The organism is Lapillicoccus sp., from assembly GCF_046595215.1.
Lineage (GTDB): Bacteria > Actinomycetota > Actinomycetes > Actinomycetales > Dermatophilaceae > Lapillicoccus.
Map to the genome: position 1 here is coordinate 38,545 of NZ_JBKJPP010000017.1, position 26,263 is coordinate 64,807.

Genomic DNA, 26,263 nt, shown 5'->3' on the forward strand with positions numbered 1-26,263 from the left:
CGCGCCGCACTCTCTCCCGAGGAGCCCCCTGCAATGGGAAGCATCGTCGTCGACGTCATGCTCAAGCCCGAGATCCTCGACCCGCAGGGGCAGGCCGTCGCCGGCGCCCTCCCGCGGCTCGGTTTCGACGGGTTCACCGATGTCCGCCAGGGCAAGCGGTTCGTGCTCACCGTGGACGGCGACGTCACCGACGAGCACCTGGCCCGCGCCCGGGAGGCGGCGGACAGGCTGCTGAGCAATCCCGTCATCGAGGACGTCGTCGCCGTGCGTGTCTCTGTCGAGGCCGGCCCGGCTGCGGCGCGGGACGACTCGTGAGGATTGGGGTCGTCACCTTCCCCGGCTCGCTGGACGACCGTGACGCGGCCCGTGCGGTCCGGGCCGTCGACGCCGAGGCGGTGTCCCTCTGGCACGGAGACCGGGACCTCAAGGGCGTCGACGCGGTGATCCTGCCCGGTGGGTTCTCCTACGGCGACTATCTGCGCTGTGGCGCGATCGCCCGTTTCGCGCCGGTCATGGACGCCCTCGTCCCCGCGGCTCAGGGCGGGCTGCCGGTGCTCGGCATCTGCAACGGCTTCCAGGTGCTCTGCGAGGCACACCTGCTCCCCGGCGCCTTGGTGCGCAACGACGACCGCAGGTTCACCTGCGTCGACCAGCTGCTCCGGGTCGAGAACGCGTCGACGGCGTGGACGTCGGACTTCGTCGCGGGAGTCGAGATCACCATTCCGCTCAAGAACGGCGAAGGTGGCTTCGTCGCCGACGAGGCGACCCTCGATGCGCTCGAGGGGGACGGAAGGGTCGTCGTGCGCTACGCCGGTCGCAACCCCAACGGCTCCTACCGCGGCATTGCCGGCATCAGCAACGAGCGAGGCAACATCGTCGGTCTCATGCCGCATCCCGAGCACGCCGTGGAGACGGGTTACGGTCCGTCGACCGACGGTCTGCGCTTCTTCACCTCCGTCCTCAGCAAGGTGGTGTCCGCGTGAGCACGATCCCCAGCTCGCCGGCACACGCCTCTGGTGTCGACACGGTCGACGCGGCAGGGGCGACGCCTGACGTCACCCAGCCCTGGAGCGAGCTCGGCCTCAAGGAGGACGAGTACGCCTCGATCCGCGAGATCCTCGGCCGCCGACCGACGTCGGCGGAGTTGGCGATGTACTCCGTCATGTGGTCGGAGCACTGCTCCTACAAGTCGTCAAAGGTCCACTTCGCGCTCTGGGGCGAGAACACCACGGAGAAGATGCGCGAGAAGCTGCTCGTCGGCATCGGTGAGAACGCCGGCGTCGTCGACATCGGTGACGGCTGGGCGGTGACCTTCAAGGTCGAGAGCCACAACCACCCGTCCTACGTGGAGCCCTACCAGGGCGCGGCGACCGGCGTCGGGGGCATCGTGCGCGACATCATGTCGATGGGCGCCCGCCCGATCGCCGTGATGGACCCGTTGCGGTTCGGCAACATCCACCACCCCGACACCCAGCGCGTGCTGCCCGGGATCGTCGCGGGCATCGGCGGCTACGGCAACTGCCTCGGCCTGCCCAACATCGGCGGTGAGGTCGTCTTCGACGACTGCTACCAAGGGAACCCGCTCGTCAACGCCCTCTGTGTCGGGGCGATGCGCATCGAGGACATCCACCTCGCGTCGGCCAGGGGGGTCGGCAACAAGGTCGTCCTCTTCGGCGCCAGGACCGGCGGCGACGGCATCGGCGGGGTGTCGGTGCTGGCGTCGGAGACGTTCTCCGAGGGTGGACCGACGAAGCGTCCAGCCGTCCAGGTCGGCGACCCCTTCGCCGAGAAGGTCCTCATCGAGTGCTGCCTCGACCTGTATGCCGCGAAGGTCGTCTCCGGGATCCAGGACCTGGGCGGCGCCGGACTCTCCTGCGCCACAAGCGAGCTCGCCTCCAACGGTGACGGCGGCATGCGGGTCGAGCTGAGCTCGGTGCCGCTGCGTGACGCCTCCTTGCGGGTCGAGGAGATCCTCATGTCAGAATCGCAGGAACGGATGATGGCCGTCGTCGAGCCCGCTCACCTCGAGAAGTTCCTGGCCATCACGCAGCGCTGGGACGTGGAGGCGAGCGTCATCGGCGAGGTGACCGAGGGCGACCGGCTGGTCATCACGTGGCGCGGTGAGGTCATCGTCGACGTCCCGCCGCGGTCGGTGGCCCACGACGGGCCGGTCTATGACCGCCCGCTGGCGCGACCGGCATACCTCGATGTGCTCGTCGAGGACGACTCGAGCGACCTGGCCCGGCCGCGGACCGGGGCTGAGCTGCGGGCGACGCTGTTGACGATGCTCGGCAGCCCGAACCTGTGCGACATGTCGTGGGTGACGCAGCAGTACGACCGCTATGTGCTCGGCAACACGGCCCTGGCGATGCCCGACGACGCGGGGGTGGTGCGGGTCGACGACGAGACCGGGCGCGGGGTCGCGATCTCGACCGACTGCAACGGCCGGTTCGCCAAGCTCGACCCCTACGTCGGGGCGCAGCACGCGCTGGCCGAGGCCTACCGCAACGTGTCGACGGCCGGCGCCTCGCCGCTGGCCGTCACGGACTGTCTCAACTTCGGCTCCCCCGAGGACCCGGGCGTCATGTGGCAGTTCCGCGAGGCGATCCGGGGGATCGCCGAGGGCTGCAAGCAGCTCGGGATCCCCGTGACCGGCGGCAACGTGTCGTTTTACAACCAGACCGGGGACGTCGCGATCCACCCGACGCCCGTCATCGGGGTGCTGGGTGTCATGGCGGACGTCTCGAAACGGACGCCGTCGGGGTTCCGGACCGACGCCGCGCCGATCTTCCTGCTGGGGGCGACCCGGGACGAGCTCGACGGCTCCGAGTGGGCGCACGTCGTGCACGGGCACCTCGGCGGACGCCCCCCGGCCGTCGACCTCGCCCACGAGCAGCGGCTTGGTTCGGTGCTCGTCCGGGCTGCTGAGTCGGGCCTGCTGGACGCGGCCCACGACCTCTCGCAGGGAGGTCTCGCGCAGGCGCTGGCCGAGTCGGTGCTGCGGCACGGCGTCGGGGCGCGGGTGTCGTTGGCAGAGCTGGGCGTTGGTGCCTTCACGGCCCTGTTCTCCGAGTCGGCGGGCCGTGCCATCGTGTCCGTCACACCTGGCTCCGAGGCCGCCTTCCTCGCCCTCGTCGGTGAGGCGGCGCCGCTCTGGCGTCTCGGGGAGGTCGACGACAGCGTCGACGGGCTGGTGGTCGGCGGTGAGTTCGCGATCGACCTCGAGACCCTGCGCCGGACCCACACCGAGCTGATGCCGTCGGTCTTCGGTCACTGACCGTCGTCCTGCGTCCCCCCATGACTGTGCCTCAGGTGCGTCGCCACGACCGGAGGCGGGGCGGCTCCGGCGAGGAGGCGCCGTCGTCGGCGAAGGGTCGGGCCCCGGCGGCCATCCGGTTCAGGGTCGCCCCCGACTGCACTCCGGTCGGGAAGGCGGACCGCGTCACCTCGCGGCGCAGCGCCTCGACGTCGAGCCCGCCCCGGCCGGCCACCAGCACGGCGTTGCCGAACCGCTTGCCCTTGAGCACCTCGTGGGTCGCGACGAGCGCGGTGTCCCGGAAGCGCGTGGTCTGCACAAGTGAGGCGAGCACCCGTGCCACGTAGCGCAGTCCGGGCTCGTCGCTGAGGTTGAGCAGGACGACGCCATCTGGTCGAAGCACCCTCGCGACGTCTGTCAGGTATGCGGTGGTGGTCAGCTCGGCGGGGACCCGGCCCCCGGCATACGCGTCGATGACGACCACGTCGGCGCTCCTGTCGGCGAGCTGGCCGACCCCGGCGAGCCCGTCGATCGGGCGGACGCGGATCCGGTGCCGGCGGGGGAGCGGGAGCTCACGGCGCACGAGCTCGGTCAGGGCCGCGTCGGGCTCGAGGACGATCTGCGGTGACCCGGGGCGGACGTGGTTGACGTATCTCGCGAGGGTGAGGCCGGCCCCGCCGACGTGGGTCACCGCGAGGAGACCAGCGGGAAGGATGTCGATGACGTGAGCGAAGTGCTGCACGTATTCGAAGGCCAGCAGCTGCGGGTCGTCGTGCTGCACGTGGGACTGGGGCGAGCCGTCGAGCATGACCGTGACGCCGCCCCGGTCGTCGGCAACAAGGGCGAAGCGCTCCGCCCCCGCCGCCTCGCGGTCCCGCTCCCTGGCCGACACCACACCAGCCTAGAGCGGGCGCGGGCGTCGGTTAGGGTCGCCACGTGCCGGCCCATCTCGTCATCTTCGACTGCGACGGCGTCCTCGTCGACTCAGAGCGCCTGGCCGTCGACATCGACGTCCGGGCGCTGGCCGCCCTGGGGTGGACGATCACCCGCGGCGAGGTCATCCGCCGCTTTCTCGGACGGTCCGAGCCCGATGTCCTGCGCGAGATCGCGGACCACCTCGGCCGGCCCCTGCCGCCCGGGTGGGAGGAGCACTGGGCGGCGGAGTACCGGCGCGCGTTCGACGAGGGGCTCGAAGCCGTCCCCGGCGTGTATGCGGCCGTGAGCAGCATCGTCGCACAGGGGTATGCCGTGTGTGTCGGCTCAAGCGGCGGTCACGAGAAGATCCGCCGCAACCTGAGCAGGACGGGGCTGCGGGGGCTCTTTGCCGAGGACATCTTCAGCGCGTCCGACGTCCGGCGGGGCAAGCCGGCACCGGACCTCTTCCTCCTTGCCGCCAGGACGATGGGGTTCGACCGAGCCGACTGTGTCGTCGTCGAGGACAGCCAGTACGGCGTTGCGGCGGCGCGGGCGGCCGGGATGCGGGTCGTCGGGTTCGCCGGCGGAGTGACGCCCAGGACGCAGCTCGAGGCCGCCGACGCGGTCATCATCGACATGGCGGAGCTCGTCCACGCGGTCGACCGGCTGACCGCGCCGGCGCCGCGCACCTAGGCTCAGTCCATGAGATTCGGCCTCACCATCCTGCCCGAGACGCGGTGGACCGAAGCTGCCCCGAGGTGGCGGGCGGCGGAGGAGCTCGGTTTCGACCACGGCTGGACCTACGACCACCTCGTCTGGGCGGGCCTGCCCGACTCGCCGTGGTTCGGGACCACGCCGACCCTGACGGCTGCGGCGATGGTGACGTCGACGATCCGGCTCGGCACCTTCGTCACCTCGCCGAACTACCGCCATCCCGTCACCCTGATGCGTGACCTGCTCGCCCTGGACGACATCTGCGGGGGCCGGTTCACGCTCGGTCTCGGGACGGGCGGCGACCTCGACGCCCGGTTGCTCGGCGGCCCGGACCTCACGGTGAGGCAGCGGGTCGACCGCTTCCACGAGTTTGCCGAGCTGCTCGATGCCCTCCTGACCCGTGACCACGTCGACGCCGACGGCAGGTGGTTCCGCGCCGTCGATGCGCGCACGCTTCCCGGGCCTGTCCAGCAGCCGCGGATCCCGTTCGTCATGGCCGCCAACGGTCCGCGCTCGCTGCGCCTCGCCGCGCGACTCGGGCAAGGGTGGGTGACCTACGGCAGCAGACGCGACACCGAGGAGGAATGGTGGGTGACGTTGCGCGACCTCACGATCCACCTCGATCATGCCCTCGCCGCGGAGGGGCGCGACGCCGCGGTCTTCGAGCGGCACCTCAACCTGGACGGCGGCGGGTGGTATGCCCTGGAGAGCGTCGACCGATTCGAGGACATGGTCGGGCGCGCAGGGGACTTGGGGTTCACCGATGTCATCACCCACTGGCCGCGACCGGAGTCGCCCTACCAGGGTTGCCTCGCCACCCTGGAATCCGTGGCGACAGAGGTGATCCCCCGACTCAGGACGTGAGGCCTGGCCGGGCCCGGCGTCAGGGACGAGCCTTGTCCTCGCTGCGGCGCCCGTGCCGTCCCGGCATACCCTTGCGCCGTCAGTGACACGATGAGCGGGTGCCCCCTCGTCGCCGGATCGATCCCATCGAAGGACGGGCGGCGCTGGCGACGTGTCGGGAGGCCGACTGGGACGTGTCCTCGACGCCGCGTGCGACGGTGGCGACAGCGGTGCGCTACACCCTCGAGGAGCTGGCCGTGCGTCACCCGGGTCGATCCGTGGAGGTGCGCGTGCCGCCGTTCGCGGCAGTGCAGTGCATCGAGGGACCGACACACAAACGCGGCACCCCGCCGAACGTCCTCGAGACCGACGCGGGCACCTGGCTCTCGCTGGCGACCGGCGTCCTCCCCTGGTCGCGGGCGCTCGACTCGGGGGCGGTGCGGGCCTCGGGACAGCGTGCCGACCTCTCCGCACAGCTGCCCCTCTCCGGGGTCTGAGCGGGCTCCTGCGAGAGGCCCTCACCCCATCGCATATCCTGAGGTCGTGACTACCAGAGAGCGGCGGCGCAGCCCGAACTTCAAGCGCTTCATCATCACCGGGGCGCTCCTGGGCTTCCTCGCAGGGTTCATCGTCTCCGTGATCGGCGACCCGGCGCCGTCCTACGGGGGGGGCTCCCAGCTGGGTTACCTCGGCGTGATGGGTGCCGCGCTCGGTGCCCTGGTCGCAGGCTTCGTGGGCGTGCTCGTCGACCGCCGTCAATGAGGAGTCACTGAGGGGCCTGCGCCGGCGGGGGTGGGCCGGTGCCGGGCGTCGTGCCTGTGGGAGACTGGCCCCGTGGCACGCGGCGACGGCAGACTCTCGCACGATCTCAACCCCGACGAGAAGGGCCCGCAGGACGCCTGCGGTGTCTTCGGAGTGTGGGCTCCGGGCGAGGATGTCGCCAAGCTGACGTACTTCGGGCTCTACGCACTGCAGCACCGCGGCCAGGAGTCGGCCGGCATCGCCACTGGTGACGGTGAGAAGATCCTCGTCTACAAGGACATGGGCCTCGTCAGCCAGGTCTTCGACGAGGCCGCCCTGAGCTCGCTGCGCGGCCACATCGCCATCGGCCACACCCGCTACTCCACCACCGGTGGTTCGACGTGGGAGAACGCCCAGCCGACGCTCGGGGGGCTGGGCGACTCGAGCGTGGCCCTGGCCCACAACGGCAACCTCATCAACACGGTCGAGCTGCGCGACCTCGTCACCGAGCGCCTCGGCGTCGCGGCGGGCAGGCGGGGCGAGCTCGGCCGGGGCAACACCTCCGACACGGCCCTGGTGACCACGCTTCTCGCCGCGGACCAGGACCGCAGCCTCGAGGCGAGCGCACTGGAGATCCTCCCGCTGCTCAAGGGCGCCTTCTGTTTCGTCTTCATGGACGAGAACACCTTGTATGCCGCGCGGGACCCTCACGGGGTGCGCCCCCTCGCGCTGGGGAAGCTCGAACGCGGGTGGGTCGTGGCGTCCGAGACCGCGGCCCTGCAGACGATCGGCGCGAGCGTCGTGCGCGAGGTCGAGCCGGGTGAGCTGGTCGTCATCGACGAGAACGGCCTGCGCACGCACCGGTTCGCGGAGCCGACGCCGAAGGGGTGCGTGTTCGAGTACGTCTACCTCGCCCGCCCGGACGCGGTGATCCGGGGCCGGGTGGTCCACGAGGCGCGCGTCGCGATGGGCGCGCGGCTGGCGCGGGAGCACCCGGTCGAGGCCGACCTCGTCATCGGCGTACCCGAGTCGGGTGTCCCCGCCGCGGTGGGCTACTCCCAGGAGTCGGGGATCCCCTTCGGGCAGGGATTCGTCAAGAACGCCTATGTCGGCCGCACCTTCATCCAGCCGTCGCAGACCCTGCGCCAGCTCGGGATCCGGCTCAAGCTGAACCCCCTCGAGCACACCATCCGGGGCAAGAAGCTGGTCGTGGTGGACGACTCGATCGTGCGCGGCAACACCCAGCGGGCCCAGGTCCGGATGCTCCGCGAGGCGGGGGCTCTCGAGATCCACGTCAGGATCTCGAGCCCGCCGGTACAGTGGCCGTGCTTCTACGGCATCGACTTCGCCACGCGCGCCGAGCTGATCGCCACCGGTCTCGGGGTGGAGGAGATCCGGGCCTCCATCGGGGCCGACTCGCTCGGCTACATCTCCGAGGAGGGCATGCTCGCCTCGACCGAGCAGCCGCCGAGCGAGCTGTGCACGGCCTGCTTTACGGGGACCTACCCGATCGAGCTCCCCGAGGACGGCCGGATCGGCAAGCACATTCTCGAGACCCTGCCGATCTCGGTCCGGACCGGTCACGACTCGAGCATCGACCTGGAGTCGCAGGACGGGCACGGTGGACATGACGGCAGGCGCAGCGATGCCGACGGCGTCCCGATGGGGGTCGCTGGCGGCGCCGAGAACGCCCTCCTGCATCCCTGAGTAGCCAGATCACCTCCCCGCCACCCCCACCTCCCCCCACCTCGTGTGTGGAGGTATATCCGAGACGTCTAGCGCTCGGATATACCTCCACCCAGGGGGTGGTTGTCCACAGGACGTGACGTGGTTCGGTCCCGGCCGGTCAGGGTCGGGCATCGTTGTGCAGATGAGCCCGCGTCGCCGATCTGCCGAAACGGTCGCTCGTGCCGAGGCTGATGCCAAGGACCGAGATGGCGTGATCAGCCGAGACGAGCTCAAGGCGTTGGGAATGGATCGTTTCGGCATCCGAGCCCAGGTCGACCGCGGCCGGTGGCGGCGGCACGGCCGACAGACCGTGAGCACGCACACGGGCGAGCTGTCCGAACGGGCGCAGTGGTGGCGTGCGATCTACGAGCTCGGGCCGAACATTGCCGCCTTGGACGGGGTCACTGCGCTGAGGGCGGCTGGGGTCAAGAACCTGGATGCGGACCAGATCCACGTCTCCCTCCGGCATGCCAGCCGGCCCCTTCCCGTGGTGGGTGTTCGCGTGCACCAGGTCAGGTCCTGGGACCCGAAGCAGGTCATTGACGCAGGAGTTCCTCGGGTTCGCCCGGCGATCGCCGCCCTGCGGTCCGCATACTGGGCGGTCTCCGATCGACAGGCAGCGCTCTTCCTGTGCGTCGTCGTCCAGCAGCGGATCGTCTCGGCCGACATGTTGAGGACGCAGCTGCATGTGGTCCACGGGCGACGCCGTCGGGCTTTCATCCACCGCGTCGTCGACGACCTGCTCGACGGAGCCCAGTCCCTCGGTGAGCTCGACTTCGCGTCGATGTGTCGAGCGCGCGGGCTGCCGGAGCCGACGCGACAGGCGGTGTGCTCGGGGCCCAACGGACGGATCTACCTCGACGTCCGGTGGGACGGGCTCGGGCTCGTCGTCGAGATCGACGGAGCGCAGCATCGGCAGGGGCTGGCCGTGACCGAGGACAACCTGCGGCAGAACTCCGTGGCCCTGACGAGCGATGTCGTCCTGCGCATCGACCTCATCGGACTGCGGATCGAGGCTCAACGATTCATGGACCAGGTCGATGAGGCGCATCGGGTGCTGGCCGGACGCCGCAGCGCGTGAGCCCCCCCGATTGAGTTTGGGTGGAGGTATATCCGAGCCGTCTAGCGCTCGGATATACCTCCACCCAGAACTCGGGGGCATCGGGGGGATCGGGGGGAGGGGAGGGGCGCCGATAGGCTGAGACACGTGACGAACGAGGCGCCCATCACCTATGCCGACGCAGGCGTCGACGTCGAGGCGGGCGACAAGGCGGTCGAGCTGATGAAGGCCGCCGTGCGGCGCGCCCAGCGACCCGAGGTCCTTGGCGGGCTCGGGGGCTTCGCCGGCATGTTCGACGCGAGCGCCCTCGCCCGGATGACCCGGCCCGTCCTCGCCACGTCGACCGACGGCGTCGGCACCAAGGTCGCCATCGCCCAGGCCCTCGACCGGCACGACACGATCGGCTTCGACCTCGTCGGCATGGTGGTCGACGACATCGTCGTGTGCGGCGCCGAGCCGCTCTTCATGACGGACTACATCGCCACCGGCAAGGTCGTGCCTGAGCGGGTCGCCGCCATCGTGTCGGGCATCGCTGCTGCGTGCGAGCAGGCGGGCGTCGCGCTCATCGGCGGTGAGACGGCCGAGCACCCCGGCCTGCTGGAGGCTGACGAGTACGACGTCGCGGGTGCCGCCACCGGTGTGGTCGAGCACGCCGACATCCTGGGCCCCCACCGTGTGGTGAGCGGCGACGTCGTCATCGGCCTCGCCTCGAGCGGCCTGCACTCCAACGGGTACTCCCTGGTGCGCAGGGTCATCGCCTCCGCAGGCTGGCGGCTCGAGCGCGACGTCCCCGAGTTCGGTCGCACCCTCGGCGAGGAGCTCCTCGAGCCGACCCGGGTGTATGCCGCGGACCTCATGGCGCTCATCGCCGCCGACGGCGTCGACGTCCACGCGCTCAGTCACGTCACCGGCGGCGGGCTCGCCACCAACCTGGCCCGGGTCCTGCCCATCGGGATGCTGGCGAGGGTGGACCGCGCCACGTGGACGCCCCCGCCCGTGTTCTCCACCATCGCTGCCCTCGGCCGGGTCCCCCGATCCGACCTCGAGCGCACCCTCAACATGGGCGTCGGGTTCGTCGCCGTCCTGCCGGCCGCTCAGGCGGGACTGGCCATCGAGCTGTCCGAGGCCCGCGGCATACCGGCGTGGGTGATGGGCGAGGTGAGCGCGGAGCAGGATGCCACACCGGCGGCCGGCATCGAGGTGGTCCGGGGCGCGAAGGGCGTCATCGGCGGCGCCGTGCAGGTCGTCGGGGCACATCCCGCGACCTGAGGTCACCCGCGCGGCGCGGGTCAGACCCCGTGCGTCGAGTCCGGCCAGTGCAGACCACGCTGCCCCAGGCGGACCCACCCGTCCCGACCACCCGGGCCGGGTCGGAGCTCACGCTCCTGCGCAGCTGGCTGGACTTCCACGGCCAGACCCTGCGCTGGAAGGTCGGCGGCCTCACCCCCCAGCAGGCGGCGACGGCGAGCGTCGACCCGTCGGGGCTCAGCCTGCTCGGGCCGGTCCGCCACCTCACCGACTGCGAGCGGTGGTGGTTCCGGGTCGTGGGGGGCGGGCGGAGCGACCTCGAGGAGATCTTCCCCGAGGAGGGGGAGGACCTGCTGCACGCGAGCGCAAAGGACGCGTTCGACGACCTTGCACGGTTCGAGGAGGAGGACGCTGCGGCCGATGCCGTCCTCGAGCGCGCCGACCTCGACGCGCAAGCGGTCCCGCCCCGGTACGGAGACGACGTGCTCGATGCGCTGGGTGCTCGTCAAAAGGTCGAGGAGCATGCGCGACACAACGGTCACGCCGACCTCATGAGGAAGCGCATCGACGGGGCTACCGGCGACAGATGACCGACGTCAGCCCCGTCGAGGCGGCGCCCTCACGAGCGGAGCCAGCGTCACCGCTCGCCCGAGGCCCACTTCCCGTACTCGTCGTACTCCCCGCCATCGGCGGGGGCCCACTCCTCCTTGTCGACGTCGGAGCTGCGCTCCGGCTCTCGCCGCGTCGTCGTGGACCCGTGCAGTTCTCGCTCAAGCGCGCTCAGGTCAGTGTTGGGAGACGAGTACTTCAACTCCCGAGCCACCTTGGTCTGCTTGGCTTTCGCCCGGCCGCGCCCCATGGCGTGACCCCCTCATGCGTCTGCCGGGTCAGCATCACTCAGGTCGCAGGACCGAGGGTCCTTCGACATTCGCGGAGCGAGCCCGGGAATCGTGTGTATTCGTAGGGCTAACGCTACCTCAGGCCCGGAGGTTCTGCGTAGCCGACTCCCGCAACGCCGGCGACCGGACCGCGCGACGGCCCGGGCAACCACATCCCGCCCGGCGACGCCGAGGCCATCCGCTCCTCGGCGAGCTGGTTGGCGGCCTCTGCCGAGGTGATCCCGCGCTCGTCGGCCGTCCGTAGGACGCGCTTCGTGGCCTCGAAGATCCCTGCGGTCCGGCCCCTGGCCCGCTCGAAGTCGAACCCGTCCAGCTCGTCGGACACCTGGATCACCCCGCCGGCGTTGACGAGGAAGTCCGGCGCGTAGGTGACTCCCCTCTCCCGCAGTCGCTCGGCGGTGCCGCCCGGCCCCTCGGTCACCAGCTGGTTGTTGGCGGCGCCGCAGACGATCCGGGCCCTCAGCCTCTCCACGGTGGCCGCATCGAGGGCCCCGCCGAGCGCGCAGGGTGCATAGACGTCGACGTCCCCACTCGCCAGCTCCTCGACGCTGCTCACCACCGTGACCTGCGGGTGATCGGCCACGAGGGCCGCCAGCGCCTCCTGCCTGACGTCCGTCACGACCACCGAGGCCCCGTCGTCGAGCAGGTGGCGGGTCAACAGCCGGCCCACCTTGCCCACGCCAGCGATGCCGACCGTGCGGCCGCGCAGGGTCGGCTCGCCCCACACGTGCCCGGCGCTGGCGCGCATCCCCTCGTAGACCCCGTATGCCGTGAGCACGCTCGAGTCGCCCGCCCCGCCCCTCGCCTCGGATCGCCCCGTGGCGAAACGCGTGGTTTCGGAGACGACGTCCATGTCGGCGACGTAGGTGCCCACGTCGCAGGCGGTGACATAGCGCCCGCCGAGGCTCTCGACGAACCGGCCGTAGGCGCGCAGCAGCGCCGGGGTCTTGTCCGTGAGGGGGTCACCGATGATGACCGCCTTGCCACCCCCGTGGTCGAGGCCGGCGACGGCGTTCTTGTAGGCCATCGCCCTCGAGAGCCGCAACGCGTCCCCGAGCGCCTCGTCCGGCGACGCGTATGGGTAGAACCGCGTCCCGCCGAGTCCCGGCCCCAGCGCGGTGCTGTAGAGGCTGATGATCGCCCGGAGCCCGGTGGGCCGGTCGTGACAGAAGACCACCTGTTCGTGGGTGAACCACGAGGCATTGCGCTCGGTCGACCCGGGCATGGTGTGTCTCCGATCGTTCGGCTCGATCTGGTCGCGGTTGCGCGCCCCGATTAGCGTAGTTGGGTGGATCTGGCTGCGGAAACGGCGAAAAAAGGGCTGGAGGAGGAACTTTCTTGGCCAAATGCGCCCAATCGAGACCGTTTAGGGGTAGTTTGACTCTTGGGGAAAGCACGGTGGGGGCACCGGTGCCAGTTCATCTGAGAGTTGGGGAAAATTATGGCCATGTCCGTTGACATGCACGATCACGAGAAGCTGCTGACGCCTGCGGAGGTGGCGGCGATGTTCCGGGTGGACCCGAAGACGGTCACCCGGTGGGCCAAGGCCGGCAAGCTGACGGCGATCAGGACCCTGGGGGGCCACCGTCGCTACCTCGAGAGCGAAGTCAGCCGGCTCCTCGGCACGCACTGAGCCCTCGGCAGGGACCGAGTCCTCGGGACTCATGGAGGCGGGGATCTCCGCGACCATCCGGTCGCGGAGATCTGTCCGTCAAGGGCATGGATTGTCCTTGGGACCCGTCGTGAGCGCCGCGCGGGCCTAGGCTGAGGCAGTGAGGCACACCGACCAGGAGCAGAGCGCCATCCCGCACCGCGCGCCGCCATCGACCTCATCGACCTCGACCCACGAGGGCCGACCCCAGTGGGTTGCGGTCACCCCGGGCAGCGCGAAGCGCACGGCGATCATGGTCATCCTGCTCATCGTCGTCCTGTGGATCGCCGTCTGGGTTTTCGGGGCACTCAGCTCCTTCCTGTTCCTCCTGCTGATCTCGTGGCTGATCTCGATCGCCATGGAGCCGCCGGTCCTGTGGTTGACCCGGCACGGCATCAAAAGGCGGGGGATGGCGACCGGGATCGTCATGGTCGTCCTGCTCGTCGTGGTCGCTGCCACGATGGCGCTGTTCGGCCAGGTGTTCATCTCGCAGGCCTCGCAGCTGGGTCAGCAGTTCCCCTCAGCGGTCCGGCAGGCCCTCGACTGGGTCAACGCCACCTTCCACACGACGATCGACGTCGGACAGATCCAGGCCTCCCTCAACCTCTCGCCGTCCTCGCTCAGCGACCTCGCGGGTCGATACGGCGGGGGCATCCTCGGTGTCTTCGGCTCGGTGCTCACCTTCATTTTCGATGCGGTGACCATCCTCGTCTTCGCCTTCTACCTGTCCGCGGACAGCCCACGGCTGCGTCAGGCGATCGGGTCCTGGCTGCAGCCCCGCTACCAGAAGGTCCTGACGACGGTCTGGACGATCGCCGTCGAGAAGACGGGTGGCTACGTCATCTCCAAGCTGGTCCTCGCCGCCCTGTCCGCGTTCTTCCACTCGCTCGTCTTCTGGTTCATCGACGTGCCCTTCTGGTTGCCGCTCGGTCTGCTCGCCGGCATCGTCGGTCAGTTCATCCCGACCATCGGCACCTACATCGGGGTGCTCCTGCCGGCGTTGTTCTCGTTGCTCGACAAGCCCATCAACGCCCTGTGGATCGCGCTCTTCGCGACGGTCTACCAGCAGCTCGAGAACTACGTGTTCACGCCGAAGATCAGCAAGCGCACCATGGACGTCCACCCGGCGATCGCCCTCGGCTCGGTCTTCGTGGGGGCCGCCCTCGCCGGACCGATCGGTGCGATCATCGGCATCCCCGTGGCGGCTGCAGCCCTGACGATCGTCGACACGTTCCGTCGGCGCCACGAGCTCCTGCCCGAGCTGGCCGCCCTCGAGGGCAATGCGCCACCGGAGAGCAACGAGGGCGACCCGCCGGTTGACGACGGGCCCGCTCCCGACCCCAGCGCCCGGCACAAGGTCACCCCGGTCTGAGCCGGGCCCGTCCGGCATACCTTCGGGGTCGTGTATGCCGTTCGCCTGCCTCGGGGGGTGGGCGGCGGCTAGTGGCGGTGGAGGTTGTCCGGTTGGCTGGAGTCACCCGGGTGCTCGAGGCCCGGGACGAGGACGACCCGCTCGTGAACGGCCCGGACGAGCCAACGGGAGAAGTCGTCCAACCGTGCCGCGGCCAGCAGCTCGTCGAGTCCCCAGGCGAGCTCGCCGGTGTCGGTGGCGCCGACCCGACCAGCCGACGCGATCGCGGCTGGAGGTAGACGCACTGCCCGCGTCAGCTCCTGCGCGGCCCGACGGACGGCCGGGTGTCCCCACCAGGCGGCCGCAACGATCGACCCGAGGGCCACGGCATCGGTGGGCGACGGCATGCCGGGCAGTTCCTCGCCGGTCCAGCCCAGCCCGCGGGCCGCGAGCTCGTCGACACACAGCTGCTCGACGATGAGGACGTGGGCGACCCAGCGTCGCAGCTGTCGGCCCTCCCGGGTCTGCGCGTTCGGCAGTACGCAGGCGCGGTCCGAGGCGCGGAGCCGGTCCAGCCGGCGGTCGAGCTCCGCCAGGGGGATCGCCCGGCCGCCCACCCACGCGGCGACGTCGGGCTCGGGGTCGGGTGCGAGGTCAGGAGGGTTCGTTGCCGTCATGGGCTCACCTCGAGCCGGACGGCCTCGGCGTACTGCGCCCGACCGAACCACATCAGTTTGGTGAGCAGCCACGAGTGCCCGGCGAGGGTGTCGGCCGGTGGACAGACGACGACCTCGACCTGTGCGCTCGAGTCGGGAGCGATGGTGACTGACCGGCTCGCCTCGTCGACCCAGTCCCAGGTGCCCCAGGGAGAGGCGACCTGGAGCTCGCCGCGCACCGTGGACAGCGTCGTGTTGGTCAGGGTGAGCGTGAGCACCGTCGGTGTGCCCGGGCGCAGCTCGAGCGACGTCGACGACAGGTGCAGGTCGACGCCGGTGGGACGGGCAGCGTCCTTCGCAACGCTCCCGCCCTGCACGTCGCGCTCGAGGTCCGCCGCCGTGGGGAGGGCGAAGCCGAGGGTGCTGGTGAGCGCTTCGGAGTCGCCGACGAACACTGTCATGACGTCCTCGACGAGCGTGACAGCGGCGCCGCCCGCGAGGCCGGCCGTGCCCGGTGTCACCTGCGCGGCGACACTGTAGTGACCCGATGCGGCACCCGCGGGCACCTCGACCCAGCAGCGGAACCGCGCGTGGCCGTGCGGTGCCAGGGTCGCCGCGAAGGTCGGGGTGGAGGCCGTCCACCCCCGAGGGAGGTCGAGGTGCACGTCGACGTCAACGTTGACGTCGGCGTACTGGCTGGCCAGGACGAACGCGACCTCGATGCGGTGTCCGGGGGAGCACCGGGCCACCGCCGGGGTGAGAGAGACGGTCACGGGGAGGTAGCCCATGGGCGCCGGCCCCCGGTTGTGCAGCCAGTAGCGGGCGAAGGTCGGCTGCGCCACCTCGTGGTCGATGCCGAGGACCATCTCGCTCGACCCGCGTCGAGCGGGCGGGGCGAGGTTGACGACGACGGTCTCGATGGTGCTGCCCTCCAGGTCGACCTCGAGGGTGCCGTCCGTGACCGACAGGTGTTCGGCGGGGACCTCGAGCAGGTCGGCGCGTGAGGCTGCTGTGGCCGGGGTGGTCGACCAGGTCACGCGTGCCCTGGACCCGCGGCCGGTCGACTCCACCAGCCGCAAGGTGACCCCGTCGGTGGGGTCGCTCGTGGTCGAGGACCCCTGGGAGACAGGGTTTCCAGCGGCCTTGAGGGTGGCCACGAGGACCTCCCGACTCGGCTCCACTGTGAGCAGGGAGTGTGTCGATGGCAGGTCTCCGGCGGGGTGCTCGCCGTCCCCCATGACGGGGAGCAGTGGTGTCGAGAACTCCTGGCCCCGGGCCGGCAACGTCGCCTCGCGCCAGTCGCCCGCGGCGCTGACGAGGGCGTAGCGGAACTCGTGCGTCCAGTGCTGGAGCTGGAAGGACGACCCGTCCGGGGCGGTCCGGCGGGGCGGGTCGATCCAGACCCCCGACGGCCATCCGGTGCAGGAACGCATCAGGGACAGGTTGAGCCCGCCCTCGGGGTCGACCGCGAACCCCGGCAGACCGTAGGTGAGCAGGGCGACGGTCCCGTCGTCGTGCGGCTCGACGTCGCGGCCGTCCACCAGGGTGGCCCGCACCCGCGTGCTGGCCAGCTCCTTGACGACCGACGCGACGTCGCGCACGACGAGGGTGGGCAGGTCGTCGAGGTCGCGGACGTCCGCGTTGGGCACCCAGACCTGCGTCAACGCCCGGGTGGCGGGGACGAGGACCGTCCCTGCTGCCGGGAGGTCGCCCACGCGCCGGACCAGCTCGTCGACGAGGGAGTGCGGCCGGTCGGCGACGAGGATGCGGATGTCCGGGAGGTTGGAGTCGGTGTCGAGGCGGCCGTACCTCGCACCCGAGGCGCGGGAGGTCGTCGCGGTGACGCCGACGCGTGCCAGGGCGACGACGAGGTCGCGGGCGGAGGCCCAGCCGGCCCCGGTGGCGTCACCGGCCCCGTCGCTCCCGTCGCTCCCGTCGACCCCGTCGACCCCGTCGACCCTGTCGGCGACGACGACCTCGGCGACCGCCATGGCGCGGGTGCCCACGAACGCCCCGGCGCCGTCGACGAGATCGACCCGGGCGGTCGTGCCGATCCCGAACCACGTGTTCGCCGGGTTGTCGAGCGTCCACGGCGCGCTCGAGGCGTCGGCGTCGATCAGCCCGAAGCCGCGGCCGATGACCGCACCGGCCACCTCGCTGACCGGGAGCGCGCCCGGTTGGTCGACGGGAAAGCGGACCCGGACCAGTCGGTCGGACTGCTGGTGGTCGAGGATCCGGGTGAGAAAGTCGACCCGGTCCAGCCCGTCGACGAGGGTGGCCACGAGCTCGTAGGAGATGCCGTCCACCTCGCCACGGGAGACGAGCCGGCGACCGATCGGACTCTGCTGGGCCGTGACCGTGGCCCTCGTGTCGGCGGCGGCAACGACGGCTCCGGTGGGCAGCAGGTGCCATGGACCCTCGCCGAACCTGGGGTGCTGGTCGTACTCGGCGTGGATGCGCAGCTCGTTGGCCGGCCCGGTGAGCAGCTCGGCCTCCCGTCGCCTGTCGTGCACGCTCGTCAGCGTGCCGCCCCGCTCGGGGTCGGCCGTGAGGCTGAAGAACTCGTTCTCGATCGTCGGCCCGCCGTCGACGACATCGCGCCACCCCTCGAGCGGGGAACCGGACACGAGGCGATAGGTCCGCCAGCCCATCGAGGGGACGGCCCGGGCGAGGAAGCGCAGCACCCCCGGACCTTCGAGGACGGCGGGGACCTCGTGCCCGGCGTCGTCGACCACCCGCACGGGGTCGGCAGAGTCGAGCACCACGCGCACGAGGTCGGTCCGCTCGAAGGCGAGGGTGTTGACGACGACGAGCGCCGACCCGTCACCCGTCGTGTCGACGCGCGTCACCAGCGCCTCGGCGGCGGCGTCGCGCGCCGCGACGGCGAGGTCATACGCCTCGCGCCAGCCCGTGAGCAGGTCGATGTAGACCTGGTCGGACTCGGACCCGGTGATGGCGTCGTGGTGGGCGCCGTAGGCGAGCTGGCGCCAGACCTTGTCGAGGGCCGCCTCCGGATAGCGCCCCTCGCCGAGCAGGCAGGCGAACGTCGACAGGCGCTCGGCGTCGACCGCGGCCATCTCGGCGGCCCGCTGACCCTGCTTGGTGTCGATGTAGGAGACGTCCTTGCCGGTGTAGACCGGGTTCATGTCACGCGACTGGGGCGACGGGGTGCGTCCCGCCGCCTCCAGCTCGGCGCGGACCCGGTCCAGGAACATCCTGGTCGTCCCGCAGATGAACCGCGGCCACACGTATGCCGCGTTCCACCACCGGTGCACCTCGGTCACCCAGTTGTTGGGCGGGCAGTAGTCACCACCGACGGGGAGCAGCGTGGTGCGGGTCGAGGCCGCCGGCTTGAGCACCTCGAACAGGTGGCACGCGATGTCGGCCGCAGCCTCGACCGTGGGGGCGTTCTGCATCTCCCAGCCGGGGCCGTAGTGGTCGGGCATGTAGTGGGTCAGGACCCCGTCACCGCTTGGGGAGATCCACTCGAACTCGCTCTCGAACTGCATGACGCCGATGTCGCCGGTGCGATCCTGGTCCCAGTGCTGGCGCAGCGGTCCCCACTGGTGGTGCGGGCCCCGGGCCCAGGCGCTCCCCGTCATCCCGGCCCTGGCGACGAGTCCGGGGAACTGCGGGTCGTGGCCGAACGCGTCGAGTTGCCACGCGGTCCGGGGGTCGCCGCCGAGGACGTCGCGCTGGTAGCCGATGCCGTAGACGATGTTGCGGATCGTCGTCTCGCTGCCGGTGAGGTTGGTGTTGGGCTCGTTGTAGGTCCCGCCGACCATCTCGACCCGTCCCTCCGCCATGAGCCGTCGCAGCACGGTCCGCTGCTCGGGGAAGGTGTCGAAGTAGGGCTTGAGGTAGTCCAGCTCGGCCAGGACGAAGTGGTAGTCGGGATCGCGCACCGCGAGTTTGAGGTGCGCCTCGACGAGCCCAAAAGCATTGTGCAGGAACGAGGGTCGTGTCGTCCAGTCGCCGCCGAGGAGCTCCGAGTCGCTCGTGTAGGACGCCTGGGTGTTCCACCAGACCGGGTCGTAGTGGAAGTGCGACACCATGACCATCGTCCAGCCGGTCTGGGCGACGACGACCTCACCCGTCATGGTGCTCGTGCCGCCCCGGGCGTCCGTCGCCGTCACCTCGACGGCGAGCACCATCCCGGTCCGGGCGGCGGGTGGCAGGTCCAGGGGGACCTCCCCCCGGACCGGACCGGTGCCGGCGCCCACCGTCAACGAGCCCGACACCCCGTCACCGGAGACGACCAGCTCGACGGGTCCGTCCGGCCCACCCCGCTCGAGGGCGACGTGCAGGACCTGGTGCGGGGCGCCCTCGGTGCCCACGAAGCGCTCCGTGGACGTGACGCAGGTGAGGCTGACGGACACGGCGGGGCTCTCCTGCGAGGGGGTGAGGTGGGGGCCGCTGCGTGCGCGACCGCCGCAACTCTTCCCCACATCGGCACGCCCCGCCAGTGCTGGCCCCCGGCCCGGTCGTCACCTGCGCGGGTCGGCATGAGCTCAGCCAGCACAGCCCATCTCGTCACGGTGCGTCGTCAGCCAGGAGGTGGCGGCAATGACGTCGTCGAGCGCACCCGGGGATGCCGTCCGCGGTCCTGAGGTCGCGGCGCCTGCGGGCGCAGCTCCCCCTGCCGGCGACGAGGCCCGTGAGGGCGCCGCCGTGTTCGCCGAGCGACGTCCTCCCGAGTGGGGCGGGCCGACGACCTGACTCAGCGAGTCGGGCGCAGGACCTCGGGCAGGTCGAGCCACCAGGCCAGTGCAGGACGCCAGTCCCGGTCGCGCTCGCACTCCGGCAGCTGCGACAGCTCGGTGATGAGGTCGAAGCGCCCGCGCATCCCGAGGGCGTAGCCGATGCCCCAGGCGTTGCCGTTGGGGGCCCCGGCGTCCTTGCGCCGCAACAGGATGTGGTCGTGGGCGTGGCCTGCGAGGAGGGCGTCACGGGCCTCCCGCGCGGGTCCGCCGGGCTCGGTGCAGTTGCCGAGGGCTGCCGCGGCGAGGCTCGTGACCTCCGGGGGGCGGTGCAGGTTGGTCGTCAGGACGGTGAGGAGGTCGAGGGAACCAGCCCGGACGAGCCAGGACAGCATACTGAGCTGTGCCCGGGCCTCCATCATCTCGTCGTCCGCGACGACGACCTCGAGGCGGGCTCCCAGCTCCACCCCCATCGGGACGCCCTGGCTCGACAGGAGCAGGACACCGAGGGCGGTGTCTCGTGAGTCGAGGTGGGGGTCCTCCAGCGAGGTGCGGACCAGGCGCTCGAGGACGGGGTCGCCGTCGTCCGAGGGCACCTGCTCGGAGAGGCGGCGCATGATGGCGCGGCGGGTCGCCTCCTGCCGCTCCGGCGGCAGCCCGCTGGCGTCGAGGACGTCGACGACAGTGCGCCTTTCGGCGTCCGTCAGGACGACCCGTCCCTGGCCGTAGCCGTCCGAGCGTTCCGCGAGGCTGGCCGCTGCCCGCCGGGTGCGGAGGGGGAACGAGTCGTCGCCCAGGATTCCCACGGCATGGGGGAGCAGTCCGGAGACGAGGCTCTCCTCGACCAGGTGGTGTCGCACGAGGGTGGTCAGGGTGGACATCGACGCCCACAGGGCGCGGGCGTTCGGCGGCCTGACGATGACGTCTGCGAGGACGTGGTGGCCCCGCGGATCGGGGCTGTAGCGCATCAGCGTGGCGTAGTCGGAATACAGCTGGACGTCGTCGTCCTTGAGGGCGCTCTCGATCATCTCGACGACGGTCTCGTTGCTCTGGGGCATGCTCACGAGCCGGGCCGACGCCTCCCAGCGTTGGACGTACTCGAGCCCGGTGCTCACCGACGTCTCGAGCGACAGGCGGTAGAGCAGGGTCTCCCAGTCCCGCTCGCGCACGAGCACGTGGTGCACCGAGCCGAGGAGCGTCGTGAGCCGGTCCCAGTCCAGCCCGGTCATCGGGGCGTACTGGAGCGCGCGCTCGAGCAGCGGCAGGGCCTCCGGCGCGATGTCATTGGGGACGGGAGCGGCGATGACGGGCATCCTGTTGATCGGTGCCCGGTCGCGGGTGATGAGGTCGATCGCTCGCAGGAGCTGGCCGTGGGGAAGGCCCAGCACCTCCTCGTACCTGCGCACCAGTCGATGGGTCAGCGCGACCTGGCCATCCTCCCAGCGCGCGACCTGGGCCCGGTGGGGCGCCCCGTCGCCCAGTGCCCGGGCGAAACCGGCCGCCGAGCGGAGCGCGGGGTCCGCCGCGTGCAGCCGGGCGTTGCGGATGACCCAGTGGACGTCGTCCATCGCGCTCCCCTCCCCTGGAACTGGCCCGATGAGTCAGCGCCGCATCCCACCGTATGCCGTCCGGCCGCCTGACCTCCACCTCAGGGTTTGCCTGGCTGCCCGTTGACACAGCGGTCCCTGCCGTAGCGATACTTCGGTGGAGCATCCCTCTCGATGAAGCGAGGCCCAGGCATGCAGGTCCCTGCACCGTTCGACTACGCCCGAGCGACGAGTGTGGAGCACGCCATCGGGCTCCTCGAGCGGCTGGGGGAAGGCGCGAGGCTGGTGGCGGGCGGCCACAGCCTCCTACCGATGATGAAGCTGCGCCTGGCCAACCTCGAGTACCTCATCGACATCAACGACCTGCACGACGAGCTGGGCTACATCACATTCGAGCCGGACCAGGTCCGGATAGGCGCCATGGCGCGCCACCGCGAGCTGTTGGAGTCCGACGAGCTCGCGGGCATCTTCCCCATCGTCAGGGACGCCGAGCGGGTCATCGCCGATCCCGTCGTGCGCAACCGAGGCACCCTGGGAGGGTCGCTCTGCCAGGCAGACCCGTCCGAGGACCTGTCCGCGGTGTGCACCGCGATCGGGGCGAGCTGCCTGATCCGGGGCAGCACCGGGGAGCGCGTCGTGACCATGGAGGACTTCCACCGGGGCCCCTACGAGACGGCCGTCGGCGACGCGGAGATGCTCATCGAGGTGCGCCTGCCGATCCGACCGGGGGGATCGAGTGCCTACGAGAAGGTCGAGCGCCGAGCCGGGGACTGGGCCGTGGTCTCCGCCGGCGCCGCCGTCTGGATGGCCGACGGGGTGATCACCGACGCCCGGATCGGGCTGGCCGCGGTGGGACCGAACACCACGAGCATCGAGGCTGTCTCCGAAGCCCTCCGGGGTGAGACCCCCTCCGAGGAGGTCTATGCCCGCGCGGGGGCGATTGCCGCCCAGCAGTGCCGGCCCACCGCCGACGGCAGGGGCAGCGTCGACTTCAAGCGGCACCTTGCCGACGAGCTGACCCGGCGGACCCTGCGCCGGTCCGTGGCACGTCTCACCGAAGGAGAGCAACACCGATGATCGTGACGATGACCGTCAACGGTGACGAGGTGAGCAACGAGATCGAGGGCCGGCTGCTGCTCGTGCACTACCTGAGGGACCACCTTGGGCTCACCGGGACGCATTGGGGCTGTGACACGAGCAACTGCGGCACCTGCGTGGTCTGGATGGACGGCGAGCCGGTCAAGTCCTGCACCGTGCTCGCGGCGATGGCCGGTGGACACGAGGTGCGCACCGTCGAGGACCTCGAGCAGGACAACGTCCTCGACCCGGTGCAGCAGGGGTTCATCAACTGCCACGGGCTCCAGTGCGGCTTCTGCACGCCGGGGATGATGATGACGGCCCGGGCGCTGCTCGACCGGGTGCCCGACCCCAGCGAGTCCCAGATCCGGGAGGCCATCTCCGGTCAGATCTGCCGCTGCACCGGCTACGCGACAATCGTCCGGTCCATCCAGTGGGCCGCAGACCACGAGCGGGGCCTCGCTGAGGCGGCCGCCGGAAACGCTGGCGGCGCCGCGGCCGAGGCCGGCGAGGTCGCCGACCCCTCGGGTGCCAGCGAGACCCCAGAGACCGTCGCTGCAGGGAGTGCGTCATGACCACCGTCGAGGATCGCCCGACCCGCGTCTTCGAGGACAACGACGAGAAGCCGGTGGGCTACGGCCGGATGCTCCGCAAGGAGGACCCGCGCTTCGTGCGGGGCAGGGGCCGCTACTGCGACGACGTCCAGCTGCCCGGGATGCTGCACTTGGCGATCCTCCGGTCCCCGATCGCGCACGGGCGCATCATCAGCATCGACACGAGTGCCGCCGAGGCTCACCCCAAGGTCAAGGCGGTCATCACCGGCGCGGCGCTGGCGGAGCAGGGCCTGGCCTGGATGCCGACCCTGTCCAACGACGTGCAGGCGGTCCTGGCCACGGACAAGGTGCGCTTCCAGGGCCAGGAAGTGGCCTTTGTCGTGGCCGAGGACCGGTACTCGGCCCGCGATGCGCTCGAGCTGATCGAGGTCGAGTACGAGACCCTCAAGCCGGTCATGGACGTCCGCAAGGCTCTTGATCCCTCCATGCCGGTGATCCGCGACGACCTCGAGGGCAAGACCAACAACCACTGTTTCGACTGGGAGACCGGTGACGAGGCCGCGACCGAGGCGGTGTTCGCGCGCGCCGACGTCGTGGTCAAGCAGGACATCGTCTACCCGCGCGTGCACCCCGCACCGATGGAGACCTGTGGCGCCGTCGCCGACTACGACCGCATCGACGGCAGGCTCACGCTGTGGTCGACGACGCAGGCGCCCCACGCCCACCGCACCCTGTATGCGATCGTCGCGGGCCTCCCGGAGCACAAGATCCGGGTCATCTCGCCGGACATCGGCGGTGGCTTCGGCAACAAGGTCCCGATCTACCCCGGATATGTGTGCGCCATCGTCGCCAGCATCGTCACCGGCAAGCCGGTGAAGTGGATGGAGGACCGCTACGAGAACCTCGTCAGCACCGGCTTCGCCCGCGACTACGTCATGCGCGGCGAGATCGCCGCCACCAGGGACGGCAAGATCCTCGCCATCCGCACCAACGTCCTCGCCGACCATGGCGCCTTTAACGGGGTCGCGTCCCCGGTGAAGTACCCGGCGGGGTTCTTCGGCGTCTTCACCGGCAGCTACGACATCGAGGCTGCCTACTGCAAGATGACCGCGGTCTACACGAACAAGGCCCCCGGCGGGGTGGCCTACGCGTGCTCGTTCCGGATCACCGAGGCCGTCTACCTCGTCGAGCGGATGGTCAACTGCCTTGCCGACGAGCTGGAGATGGATCCAGTCCAGCTGCGGATCAAGAACTTCATCCAACCCGACCAGTTCCCCTACACGACCAAGACCGGCTGGGTCTACGACTCCGGCAACTACGAGCCGACGATGCGCCTGGCCATGGAAATCGCCGGCTATGACGACCTGCGCCGGGAGCAGGCGGAGAAGCGCGAGCGCGGTGAGCTGATGGGGATCGGGGTCGCGTTCTTCACCGAGGCCGTCGGCGCCGGCCCGCGCAAGGACATGGACATCCTCGGTCTGGGGATGGCCGACGGCTGCGAGCTGCGCATCCACCCGACCGGCAAGGCCGTGGTCCGGATCTCCGTCCAGTCACAGGGTCAGGGACACGAGACGACCTTCGCGCAGATCATCGCCGAGGAGATCGGGATCCCGCCGGCCGACATCGACGTCGTGCACGGTGACACCGACAACACGCCCTTCGGCCTGGGCACCTACGGCAGCCGCTCGACGCCGGTGTCGGGGGCGGCGGCCGCCCTGGTCGCCCGGAAGGTCCGCGACAAGGCTCGCATCATCGCGTCCGGGATGCTCGAGGTGTCCGTTGCCGATCTCGAGTGGCAGAAGGGCTCGTTCCACGTCAAGGGCGATCCGACGAAGTCGGTGACCATCCAGGACATCGCGATGCGCGCCCACGGGGCCGGCGACCTGCCGGAGGGCGTCGAGGGTGGCCTCGAGGCGCAGATCTGCTACAACCCCGAGAACCTCACCTATCCCCACGGCGCCTACATCTGCGTCGTCGACATCGACCCCGGCACCGCCCAGGTCACGGTGCGCCGGTTCATCGCGGTCGACGACTGCGGGACCCGGATCAACCCGATGATCATCGAGGGCCAGGTGCACGGCGGCCTGACGGACGGCGTCGGGATGGCCCTCATGGAGATGATCGCCTTCGACGAGGACGGCAACTGTCTCGGCGGCTCGCTGATGGACTACCTCATTCCCACGGCCCTGGAGGTGCCCGACTGGGAGACCGGTTTCACGGTCACCCCGTCACCGCACCACCCGATCGGCGCCAAGGGTGTCGGGGAGTCGGCAACGGTCGGCTCACCTCCCGCCATCGTCAATGCGGTCGTGGATGCGTTGAAGCCGTTCGGCATCCGGCACGCGGACATGCCGTTGACCCCGTCGAGGGTGTGGGACGCCATGCAGGGCCACCCCACCCCCTCGATCTGAGCAGGATCGGCAGGCAGGCGTCGTGACGCACCGGATGACGTCGAGGGTGGCCGAGCTGACGACGGCCCGGGTTCCCTTCGTGCACGCCACCGTTGTCCGTGCCCAGGTGCCGACCTCGGCCCGCCCCGGCGACGACGCGGTGATCCTCGCGGACGGCACCATCGAGGGTTTCGTCGGAGGTCACTGTGCCCAGGAGTCGGTGCGTGCTGCGGCGCTCACGGCCCTGGCCGATGGTGACGCCGTGCTCCTGCGGGTGCTGCCCGATGGCGGTGACCACTTCCCCGAGTCGCCCAGCGCCCGAATCGTGGTCAACGCGTGCCTCTCGGGGGGCGCACTGGAGATCTTCCTCGAGCCGCAGCTGCCCGAGCCGATGCTCGTCGTCGTCGGGGACACGCCGATCACGACCGCCCTGACGCAGATGGCGGGACGGGTCGGCTTCATGAGCCGGCCGGGCCGGGGGGGCGAGTCGTCGTCCGGTGCCACTGCGGTCATCGTCGCCAGTCATGGCACCGGCGAGACCGAGTCGATCCGGGAGGCTCTCGACTGCGGCGTCCCGTTCGTCGGGCTGGTCGCGAGCCGGCGCCGGGGTGCAGCGGTGCTCGACGAGATGGACCTGAGCGCTGCCGAGCGGTCCCGCGTGCACACCCCGGTGGGGCTGGACATCGGCGCACGGACACCGGAGGAGATCGCCCTGTCCATCCTCGCTCAGCTGGTCCGCGTCGTGCGCGTCGACGGGACGGCGCCGGCCGAGCGGGCGGCGGTGGCCCCCCCGGTGCAGGTGGTGGACCCGGTGTGCGGGATGACGGTCGTCGTCGGTCCGGACACCGCGCACCATCGGGACGACGACGGTGACCACTGGTTCTGCGCGACGGGGTGCCGGGACCGCTATGCGGCGCAGGTCAGGGCCTAGGG

Annotated in this window: 24 protein-coding genes; 18 read left to right on the top strand and 6 right to left on the bottom strand. The window is 70.7% G+C overall.

The window, feature by feature from the left end; genetic code table 11:
- Positions 1 to 33: 33 nt before the first annotated feature.
- From purS to purL, 3 genes are read left to right on the top strand one after another with little or no spacing between them, the layout of a single operon-like run.
- On the top strand, positions 34 to 315 hold the full coding sequence (gene purS / locus ACLL9L_RS01425; protein ID WP_411282854.1) for a phosphoribosylformylglycinamidine synthase subunit PurS: 282 nt from the start codon (positions 34 to 36) through the stop codon (positions 313 to 315).
- Positions 312 to 983: a phosphoribosylformylglycinamidine synthase subunit PurQ gene (gene purQ, locus ACLL9L_RS01430; RefSeq protein WP_411282855.1), complete on the top strand. Its 672-nt coding sequence runs from the start codon at positions 312 to 314 to the stop codon at positions 981 to 983. The genes purS and purQ overlap by 4 nt, the downstream gene beginning before the upstream one ends.
- Positions 980 to 3,277 (top strand): phosphoribosylformylglycinamidine synthase subunit PurL, encoded by a 2,298-nt coding sequence (gene purL / locus ACLL9L_RS01435; RefSeq protein ID WP_411282856.1) that lies wholly within the window; start codon positions 980 to 982, stop codon positions 3,275 to 3,277. The genes purQ and purL overlap by 4 nt, the downstream gene beginning before the upstream one ends.
- 31 nt (positions 3,278 to 3,308) lie before the next feature.
- Here the strand turns inward: purL and ACLL9L_RS01440 are convergent, their stop codons facing one another.
- A complete protein-coding gene (locus ACLL9L_RS01440; protein WP_411282857.1) occupies positions 3,309 to 4,148 on the bottom strand; it encodes a spermidine synthase in 840 nt (279 codons plus the stop codon).
- A gap of 44 nt (positions 4,149 to 4,192) precedes the next feature.
- On the opposite strand from ACLL9L_RS01440, the gene ACLL9L_RS01445 reads away from it, so the two are divergent.
- From ACLL9L_RS01445 to ACLL9L_RS01480, 8 genes are all read left to right on the top strand, one after another.
- The gene (locus ACLL9L_RS01445) at positions 4,193 to 4,864 is read left to right on the top strand and encodes an HAD family hydrolase (RefSeq protein WP_411282858.1); all 672 of its coding nucleotides are present in this window, start codon (positions 4,193 to 4,195) and stop codon (positions 4,862 to 4,864) included.
- A 9-nt stretch (positions 4,865 to 4,873) separates the two neighbouring features.
- Positions 4,874 to 5,749, top strand: a complete 876-nt coding sequence (locus tag ACLL9L_RS01450) for an LLM class flavin-dependent oxidoreductase (RefSeq protein ID WP_411282859.1) — start codon at positions 4,874 to 4,876, stop codon at positions 5,747 to 5,749.
- Between the two features lie 98 nt (positions 5,750 to 5,847).
- Positions 5,848 to 6,225 carry a sterol carrier family protein gene (locus tag ACLL9L_RS01455; protein ID WP_411282860.1) on the top strand — a complete coding sequence of 126 codons (378 nt, stop codon included), beginning with the start codon at positions 5,848 to 5,850 and terminating at the stop codon, positions 6,223 to 6,225.
- 46 nt (positions 6,226 to 6,271) lie between these two features.
- Positions 6,272 to 6,490: a hypothetical protein gene (locus ACLL9L_RS01460; protein WP_411282861.1), complete on the top strand. Its 219-nt coding sequence runs from the start codon at positions 6,272 to 6,274 to the stop codon at positions 6,488 to 6,490.
- A gap of 72 nt (positions 6,491 to 6,562) precedes the next feature.
- On the top strand, positions 6,563 to 8,176 hold the full coding sequence (gene purF / locus ACLL9L_RS01465; RefSeq protein WP_411282862.1) for an amidophosphoribosyltransferase: 1,614 nt from the start codon (positions 6,563 to 6,565) through the stop codon (positions 8,174 to 8,176).
- Positions 8,177 to 8,507: 331 nt separating this feature from the next.
- The gene (locus tag ACLL9L_RS01470) at positions 8,508 to 9,278 is read left to right on the top strand and encodes a hypothetical protein (protein ID WP_411282863.1); all 771 of its coding nucleotides are present in this window, start codon (positions 8,508 to 8,510) and stop codon (positions 9,276 to 9,278) included.
- A gap of 126 nt (positions 9,279 to 9,404) precedes the next feature.
- Positions 9,405 to 10,526, top strand: coding sequence for a phosphoribosylformylglycinamidine cyclo-ligase (gene purM / locus ACLL9L_RS01475; RefSeq protein WP_411282864.1), 1,122 nt, complete (start codon positions 9,405 to 9,407; stop codon positions 10,524 to 10,526).
- A gap of 47 nt (positions 10,527 to 10,573) precedes the next feature.
- Entirely contained in the window at positions 10,574 to 11,095 is a 522-nt protein-coding gene (locus tag ACLL9L_RS01480; RefSeq protein ID WP_411282865.1) for a DUF664 domain-containing protein, read from the top strand.
- A gap of 47 nt (positions 11,096 to 11,142) precedes the next feature.
- Here ACLL9L_RS01480 and ACLL9L_RS01485 read toward each other — a convergent pair whose 3' ends face one another.
- A complete protein-coding gene (locus tag ACLL9L_RS01485) occupies positions 11,143 to 11,364 on the bottom strand; it encodes a DUF3073 domain-containing protein (protein WP_411282866.1) in 222 nt (73 codons plus the stop codon).
- Between the two features lie 113 nt (positions 11,365 to 11,477).
- Positions 11,478 to 12,629, bottom strand: coding sequence for a Glu/Leu/Phe/Val dehydrogenase dimerization domain-containing protein (locus tag ACLL9L_RS01490; RefSeq protein WP_411282867.1), 1,152 nt, complete (start codon positions 12,627 to 12,629; stop codon positions 11,478 to 11,480).
- A 222-nt stretch (positions 12,630 to 12,851) separates the two neighbouring features.
- Here ACLL9L_RS01490 and ACLL9L_RS01495 point away from each other — a divergent pair, with 222 nt between their 5' ends.
- Complete coding sequence (locus ACLL9L_RS01495; protein WP_411282868.1) at positions 12,852 to 13,037, top strand: BldC family transcriptional regulator; 186 nt, start codon at positions 12,852 to 12,854, stop codon at positions 13,035 to 13,037.
- 139 nt (positions 13,038 to 13,176) lie between these two features.
- Positions 13,177 to 14,427 (top strand): AI-2E family transporter, encoded by a 1,251-nt coding sequence (locus ACLL9L_RS01500; RefSeq protein ID WP_411282869.1) that lies wholly within the window; start codon positions 13,177 to 13,179, stop codon positions 14,425 to 14,427.
- 68 nt (positions 14,428 to 14,495) lie between these two features.
- On the opposite strand, the gene ACLL9L_RS01505 is transcribed toward ACLL9L_RS01500, so the two are convergent.
- Together ACLL9L_RS01505 and ACLL9L_RS01510 are read right to left on the bottom strand one after the other, a co-directional pair.
- Entirely contained in the window at positions 14,496 to 15,083 is a 588-nt protein-coding gene (locus ACLL9L_RS01505; protein ID WP_411282870.1) for a hypothetical protein, read from the bottom strand.
- Positions 15,080 to 19,441, bottom strand: coding sequence for an NEW3 domain-containing protein (locus tag ACLL9L_RS01510; RefSeq protein ID WP_411282871.1), 4,362 nt, complete (start codon positions 19,439 to 19,441; stop codon positions 15,080 to 15,082). The genes ACLL9L_RS01505 and ACLL9L_RS01510 overlap by 4 nt, the downstream gene beginning before the upstream one ends.
- A 187-nt stretch (positions 19,442 to 19,628) precedes the next feature.
- Here ACLL9L_RS01510 and ACLL9L_RS01515 point away from each other — a divergent pair, with 187 nt between their 5' ends.
- Positions 19,629 to 19,781, top strand: a complete 153-nt coding sequence (locus tag ACLL9L_RS01515) for a hypothetical protein (RefSeq protein ID WP_411282872.1) — start codon at positions 19,629 to 19,631, stop codon at positions 19,779 to 19,781.
- 1 nt (position 19,782) lies between these two features.
- On the opposite strand, the gene ACLL9L_RS01520 is transcribed toward ACLL9L_RS01515, so the two are convergent.
- The gene (locus ACLL9L_RS01520; protein ID WP_411282873.1) at positions 19,783 to 21,330 is read right to left on the bottom strand and encodes a hypothetical protein; all 1,548 of its coding nucleotides are present in this window, start codon (positions 21,328 to 21,330) and stop codon (positions 19,783 to 19,785) included.
- A 171-nt stretch (positions 21,331 to 21,501) separates the two neighbouring features.
- On the opposite strand from ACLL9L_RS01520, the gene ACLL9L_RS01525 reads away from it, so the two are divergent.
- From ACLL9L_RS01525 to ACLL9L_RS01540, 4 genes are read left to right on the top strand one after another with little or no spacing between them, the layout of a single operon-like run.
- Entirely contained in the window at positions 21,502 to 22,386 is an 885-nt protein-coding gene (locus ACLL9L_RS01525; RefSeq protein WP_411282874.1) for an FAD binding domain-containing protein, read from the top strand.
- The gene (locus ACLL9L_RS01530) at positions 22,383 to 22,961 is read left to right on the top strand and encodes a (2Fe-2S)-binding protein (RefSeq protein ID WP_411282875.1); all 579 of its coding nucleotides are present in this window, start codon (positions 22,383 to 22,385) and stop codon (positions 22,959 to 22,961) included. Before ACLL9L_RS01525 ends, ACLL9L_RS01530 begins: the two co-directional genes overlap by 4 nt.
- The gene (locus ACLL9L_RS01535) at positions 22,958 to 25,351 is read left to right on the top strand and encodes an aerobic carbon-monoxide dehydrogenase large subunit (protein WP_411282876.1); all 2,394 of its coding nucleotides are present in this window, start codon (positions 22,958 to 22,960) and stop codon (positions 25,349 to 25,351) included. Before ACLL9L_RS01530 ends, ACLL9L_RS01535 begins: the two co-directional genes overlap by 4 nt.
- Before the next feature lie 22 nt (positions 25,352 to 25,373).
- The gene (locus tag ACLL9L_RS01540) at positions 25,374 to 26,261 is read left to right on the top strand and encodes an XdhC family protein (protein ID WP_411282877.1); all 888 of its coding nucleotides are present in this window, start codon (positions 25,374 to 25,376) and stop codon (positions 26,259 to 26,261) included.
- Positions 26,262 to 26,263: the final 2 nt, after the last annotated feature.